Genomic DNA, 6,321 nt, shown 5'->3' with positions numbered 1-6,321 from the left:
CACCGCTCGCGGCGGCGGTCCAGGAGGCGCGGCTGCGCGGGGCGGGTCTCGTGCTCGGACCGCTGGAGCCGCCGGCGCCGGATCGCGTCGGCCTGGTGCGCGACGTGACCGCGCTGGTCGGCGACGTGCCGCTGGTCCTGCACGGCAGGCGGCACTGGGACCCGCACTGGTCGGCGCGGCCGGTGGTGTCGGTCGAGGTGCCCGCGCCGGGCCCCGACGAGCGGGCGCGGCGGTGGGCGGAGGCGTTGGCCGACGCCTCCGGCGCCGAGGTCGACGGCGCGCTCGTGGCCGACCTCGCCGGGTACCGGCTGGGCAACGACGAGGTGACCCGTGCCGTGGCGGTCGCGACGCGGCTGGCCGTGCTGGAGGACCGCCCGGTGGGCCTCGCGCACGTCCGCGCCGGCGTGCGGGCGCAGAACGGGGCCGGGCTGGAGAAGCTCGCGCGGCGCATCAACCCCGCCGTCGGCTGGGACGACCTCGTGCTGCCCGGTCCGACCCGCAAGCAGCTCGACGAGCTCGTCCTGCGGGTGCGGCACCGGGAACGGGTGCTCGGGCAGTGGCGGATGCGGCCCGGCGGCGGTCGGGGACGTGGCGTGGTGGCGTTGTTCGCGGGCGAGTCGGGCACCGGCAAGACCATGTCGGCCGAGGTGGTCGCCGCCGAGGTCGGCATGGACCTGTACGTGGTCGACCTGTCGTCGGTGGTGGACAAGTACATCGGCGAGACGGAGAAGAACCTGGAGCGGATCTTCACCGAGGCGGCGGGCGTGCACGGCGTGCTGCTGTTCGACGAGGCCGACGCGGTGTTCGGGAAGCGGTCCGAGGTCAAGGACTCGCACGACAAGCACGCCAACATGGAGTCGGCCTACCTGTTGCAGCGCATCGAGTCGTTCGACGGGATCGCCGTGCTGACCACCAACCTGCGGTCCAATGTGGACGAGGCGTTCACGCGCCGGATCGACGTCATCGCGGACTTCCCGGTGCCGGACGCCGAGCAGCGCCACGCGTTGTGGGACCGCTGCCTCGGCGACGCCGTCCCCCGGTCCGACGACCTCGACCTGGCGTTCTGCGCGGAGCGGTTCGACCTCGCCGGCGGTTCCATCCGCGCGTGCGCCGTGACCGCCGCCTACCTGGCCGCCGCCGCTGACCGCCCGGTGGCCATGTCCCACATCGTCGCGGCGATCCAGCAGGAGTACCGCAAGCTCGGCCGGCTCGTGCTGGAGAACGAGTTCGGCCCGTGGCTCGCGGCACGGCAGCCGTGACCGGCCGACCGATCACCCGGTCGACGCACGAGAGGAAGAAATGCACGCACACGACCACCCACCCGAACACGCCCAGGCGCACCCCGTCCGGCCCGTTCCCGCGGCGGAGCACGTCGGGCACGGCCACGCCGAGGTGCTGGAGTCACAACGCGCGGTCGGCAACGCCGCGACGAGCAGGTTCGTCGCCCTGGCACGGCAGGTGGAGCAGGTGTCGGAGGAGCCGACCGTGCAGCGGTCGACCGTTCCCGACGTGCTGCGACGTCCCGGCCGGCCGCTCCCGACCGGCTTGCGGACCGACATGGAGGCCCGCCTGGGCGCGGACTTCTCCACCGTGCGGGTGCACTCCGACGCCGCCGCGGTCCGTTCGACGGAGGAGATCGGCGCACGCGCGTACACGTCGGGCGAGCACATCGTCGTCGGTCGCGACGGCAACGACCCGCACACCTGGGCGCACGAGCTGACCCACGTCATCCAGCAGCGCCAGGGCCCGGTGTCGGGCACCGACCACGGCGACGGCCTGCACCGGAGCGACCCGTCGGACCGCTTCGAGAAGGCGGCCGAGGCCAACGCCACCCGTGTCCTGCGGAACGACCCGCCGGCGGCACACACCGATCACGGGGGTCACGCAGACCACGCGGGTCACGCCGATCACGGGGGCCACGCGGGCCACGCGGGTCACGGGGCGCACTCGGACGGCGGCGCTCCGGCCGTGCAGCGCACACCGGCCGTCTGGAGCCTGGAGCCGGCCGTCAACGAGGCCGTGGGGCTGGATTCGAGCGGCAACCCGCAGTCGTTCTGGCCCGCCATCGCCGGCGCGGCCCAGGACTACTCCACCCTGAAGGCCTCGGACGTCGGCCGCCGCCGTCACACGCTCACCCGGCTGACGAACGCGATCGAGGAGTGGGAACGCAACCAGGCGACCCGGACCCTGTCCGTCTTCAGCTCGGCCCAGACCCGCGCCAAGAGGCGGCTCATCGGCGAGCTGCGCCGGTTGATGACGGGCGAACTCCGGGAGATCGCGGACCTGGAGGAGCAGGAGCGCCAACAGCGAGCCGAGGCCGCGGCGGCGCCCGCGACGGCGATGGCGATCGGCGGCAGTGGCGGCAACGCGCCGGCGTCGTCGTCCGACGAGTACAGCTCCGACGACGACATCGACACGGCGGCGCTGCGAGCCAGGTTCACCGGCGTCGCGCCGCTGCCCGCCACCGTGGACGTGCACGCGCACTTCACCAAGCGCCGCAGGCTCCCGGCGATCAGCCGGGAAGGTCTCCGGCCAGGCGCCTCCCGCGGCATCGGGCTGGTGAACACCGACCGCGAGCCCGACACCCAGTTCACCTACCTGCTGTCCGGTTCGCCGGACGCCATCAGGTACGCGCCGGCCGAGGCCGGCGGGGCGGCGGTCGGCGTCCTCAGCTCGGGCGTCAACTTCGGCAGGGACAGCAACTACGGCGGCGGCGCGTACATGCACGCCGGTGGCGCGCCACCGATCCGTGACGCCCAGACCCACGGCGGTGGCGGACCGCTCTCGTTCACCCTGCCCGCGACGCCGCGGACCAAGCAGGGCATGGCGGACTTCATCAACCCGCGCCTCCTCGCCGCGGGCCAGCAGCTCCTCACGCCGGACGAGGCGTACCGGCGCGTGCTGGCCGAGCTGTACCGGCGCATGGGCATCACCATCGCCAAGGACCTGGCCCGAGCCTGATCACCACGACCGCGCCCCGGCACCCTTGGTGCCGGGGCGCTTCGGCGTGCGCGCCGACCGGCCGCCCGTCCGCGATGCCCGTTCAGGCAAAGGCTCTGCCCCCGCCCGAGCCCGCCGGCCCTGCCCCCGCACGGTGATCCACAGCAGGCTGGTGGAGCCAGAGCGGAAGAAGCGTCAAGGACAAGGAGCGACCATGCCGCAGTACCTCTCCCCCGGCGTGTACGTGGAGGAGGTCCAGACCGGGGCACGTCCGATCGAGGGTGTCGGCACCGCGGTGGCCGCCTTCGTCGGCTTCGCCGAGCAGGGCCCCTTCCACCAGCCGACCCTGGTGGCGAACTGGAACCAGTACGTCCAGCACTTCGGCGGCTTCATCGAGGGCGCCTACCTCGCGCACGCCGTCTACGGCTACTTCGCCAACGGCGGCGGCTCGGCGTACGTGGTCCGGGTGGGCGGCGCGGCGCAGACGACGGAGCCGGTCGCGCCCGAACCCGCCGCGCTCGGCGGCCTGCGGATCGCCGCGCTGCCCTCCGCCGGCGCGGACGTCACGGTCGAGGTCGCCGACGCCGAAGGGGAGAACCCGCCGGACGACCGCTTCCGGCTGCTGGTCCGGCAGGGCGACCGGGTCGTGGAGACCTACGACGTCTCGACCCGCCGCAACCTCAAGAACTACGTCGTCACGCACGTCACCGAGCGCTCGAAGCTGATCTCCGTCACGGAGGCGTCCGGCGCCGCGCTGACCCGTCCGGACAAGCAGTCCGTCGGCCTGCCCGCGCCGGTCGCCCCCGGTCCCGCGAAGGTCGACCCGCAGGAGTACGTGGGCGACCCGGAGGCCCGGACCGGCTTCGGCGGCCTGGAGAACGTCGACGAGGTCACCATGGTCGCGGTGCCCGACCTGATGAGCGCGTACCAGCGGGGCCTGATCGACCTCGAAGGCGTGAAGACCGTGCAGCAGGCGGCGATCTCGCACTGCGAGCGGATGGGTGACCGGGTCGCCGTGCTCGACGCGCCGCCCGGGCTGTCGCCGCAGCGCGTGCGGACGTGGCGGATGGAGGAGGCCAACCACGACTCCCGCTACGCCACGCTGTACTACCCGTGGATCAAGGTGTTCGACCCGGCCACCGGCCGCAACGCGCTCGTCCCACCGTCCGGGCACGTCGCCGGCGTGTGGGGGCGCAGCGACGCCGAGCGCGGCGTGCACAAGGCCCCCGCCAACGAGGTCATCCGCGGCGCGGTGGACCTGGAGACGGCGCTGAGCAAGAGCGAGCAGGACCTGCTGAACCCCGTCGGCGTGAACTGCCTGCGGTCGTTCCCCGGTCGCGGCATCCGGATCTGGGGCGCGCGCACCCTGTCGTCCGACCCGGCGTGGCGCTACCTGAACGTGCGGCGGCTGTTCAACTTCCTCGAGGAGTCGATCCTCATCGGCACCCAGTGGGTGGTGTTCGAGCCGAACGACGACCGGCTGTGGGCGGGCATCCGCCGCAACATCACCGCGTTCCTCACCGAGCAGTGGCGCCAGGGGGCCTTGTTCGGCCGCACGCCGGCCGAGGCGTTCTACGTCAAGTGCGACCGGGACAACAACACGCCCGAGTCGATCGACCTCGGCCAGGTCGTGTGCGAGATCGGCGTCGCGCCGGTCAAGCCCGCCGAGTTCGTCGTCTTCCGCCTGTCGCAGTTCTCCGACAACACCAGTCTCGTCAGCGAGTGACCACCCCCTCCACCCGATCACCTGATCGTTGAAAGGCGGCAACAGCCATGGCAGAAGGCGACGCCCTCTCCACCCACATCTTCGGCCTCCAGCTCGGCGCGTACGTCGTCGAATCGCTCCAGGAGGTCAGCGGGGTCACCGTCGAAGAGGACGTGGTGGAGATCTCGCAGGTCACCCCGCAGGGCAAGCCGTTGCTGCGCAAGCAGCCCGGCGCGCGCAAGGGCGGCGAGATCACCGTCACCCGCGGCATGGACAAGAGCAAGGAGTTCACCAAGTGGCTCAAGGAAACCCTGAACAAGGGCGACGTGGAGTCCGCGCGGCAGAACATCACCATCGAGATCATGAACAGCAAGGGTGAGACCGAGCGGCGGCTGAACCTGGTCAACGGCTGGGTCAGCCGGTGGGAGGGCCCGTCGCTCAAGGCGGGCGAGTCCAGCGCGGCCACCGAGAAGGTGACCATCACCTTCGAAGACATCACCCTGGAGGACTGATGCGCCGCCGGGTGATCGGCCTCGACTCGTTGGACGAGCTGGCCGAGCCGACGAAACGGGCAGCCGAGGCCCCTCGCGAGCCCGCGGCCCTCACCGAGTTCGAGTTCGAGCTGCCGCGCGGGTACGTCGACGCGGACGGCGTGGTGCACCGGCACGGCCGGATGCGCCTGGCCACGGCGCGCGACGAGCTCCGCCCGCAGATCGACCTGCGCGTCAAGGAGAACCCCGGCTACCTCAGCGTGCTGCTGCTCAGCACCGTCATCACCGAGCTGGGAGACGTCGAGGAGGTGAACGTCGGCGTCGTGGAGCGCATGTTCGCCACCGACATCGCGTTCCTCCAGGACTTCTACCGCCGCATCAACAGCGAGGGCCACACCAGGGCGGGCGTGACGTGCCCGTCGTGCGGCAGCGCGTTCGAGGTCGACCTGGCGGGTGGTCGCCTGGGGGAATCGTGACGTACGCGGCCGACCGGCTGCACGAAGAGGTCGCGTACGTGGCCTACCACTTCCACTGGCCGCGCGAGGAGATCCTCGACATGGAGCACCACGAGCGCTTGCGCTGGGTGCGGGAGATCGCGCGCATCAACACGAGGGTGAACGAAGGGGGGTGACCCATGAGCTTCTGGTCCCGTTTCCGCCGTGCCAAGCCGGAACCGCCGGCGACCGCGACCGCCGCTGCCGCGCCCCGTCCCGCCCCGAGCGGCGGCTGGCGCGCGGCACCGCCGATGGAGGGCGTGATCCAGCGCGCGGCGATGCCCGTGAGCGACGGCCTGCGCTTCCGCAACGGCCTGACGTCGTGGCAGGACCACACGTTCGGCACGACCATGGGCCACTCCGTGACCGCGGACGCGCCCGGCGGCGTGATCCACGGCCTGGCCCGTCCCACCGGGTTCCCGAGCGAGGCGCACGGCGGCGAATCTCTCACCGTCGCGCTGCGGTACCGGAACACGCCGGGACCGGACGGCACGCCGGACCCGTCGCAGCCCTCGCCGGCACCACAGCCGCAGCGACCGAAGCCGCCGGAGTCATCACGGTCGTCGTCGGATCTGACGGGACGATCCGAACCCTTGGTGTCGGTGAAGGCATCGGGGACGGCACCAGGAACGGCCGTGGCGTCGGGGGCGGCGGCGCACCCGGCTTCGCCCGAGCCGTCGGGGTTGTCGGG

7 protein-coding genes are annotated in these 6,321 nt (G+C 72.4%); all 7 read left to right on the top strand.

Annotation, left to right across the window (positions count from 1 at the left end; all coding sequences use genetic code 11):
* Positions 1-1,259, top strand: a 1,259-nt coding sequence (locus tag ACFQ3T_RS26750) for an ATP-binding protein (RefSeq protein WP_380727106.1), incomplete at its 5' end; no start/stop codon positions are given.
* Between the two features lie 40 nt (positions 1,260-1,299).
* Positions 1,300-2,961 carry an eCIS core domain-containing protein gene (locus ACFQ3T_RS26745; protein ID WP_380727104.1) on the top strand — a complete coding sequence of 554 codons (1,662 nt, stop codon included), beginning with the start codon at positions 1,300-1,302 and terminating at the stop codon, positions 2,959-2,961.
* A gap of 193 nt (positions 2,962-3,154) precedes the next feature.
* Positions 3,155-4,666, top strand: a complete 1,512-nt coding sequence (locus ACFQ3T_RS26740) for a phage tail sheath family protein (protein WP_380727102.1) — start codon at positions 3,155-3,157, stop codon at positions 4,664-4,666.
* Between the two features lie 47 nt (positions 4,667-4,713).
* The gene (locus ACFQ3T_RS26735) at positions 4,714-5,157 is read left to right on the top strand and encodes a phage tail protein (protein ID WP_158849515.1); all 444 of its coding nucleotides are present in this window, start codon (positions 4,714-4,716) and stop codon (positions 5,155-5,157) included.
* Positions 5,157-5,612: a hypothetical protein gene (locus tag ACFQ3T_RS26730; protein WP_380727100.1), complete on the top strand. Its 456-nt coding sequence runs from the start codon at positions 5,157-5,159 to the stop codon at positions 5,610-5,612. The genes ACFQ3T_RS26735 and ACFQ3T_RS26730 overlap by 1 nt, the downstream gene beginning before the upstream one ends.
* Entirely contained in the window at positions 5,609-5,767 is a 159-nt protein-coding gene (locus ACFQ3T_RS26725; RefSeq protein WP_202919099.1) for a DUF6760 family protein, read from the top strand. Before ACFQ3T_RS26730 ends, ACFQ3T_RS26725 begins: the two co-directional genes overlap by 4 nt.
* 3 nt (positions 5,768-5,770) lie before the next feature.
* A partial coding sequence (locus tag ACFQ3T_RS26720; protein ID WP_380727098.1) for a hypothetical protein occupies positions 5,771-6,321 on the top strand: 551 nt, incomplete at its 3' end.

The sequence above is a fragment of the Saccharothrix hoggarensis genome (assembly GCF_042678885.1).
GTDB classification, from domain to species: Bacteria; Actinomycetota; Actinomycetes; order Mycobacteriales; family Pseudonocardiaceae; genus Actinosynnema; species Actinosynnema hoggarensis.
Note: the sequence above shows the minus strand (reverse complement) of the source record. Positions and strands in the feature narration are given on the sequence as shown.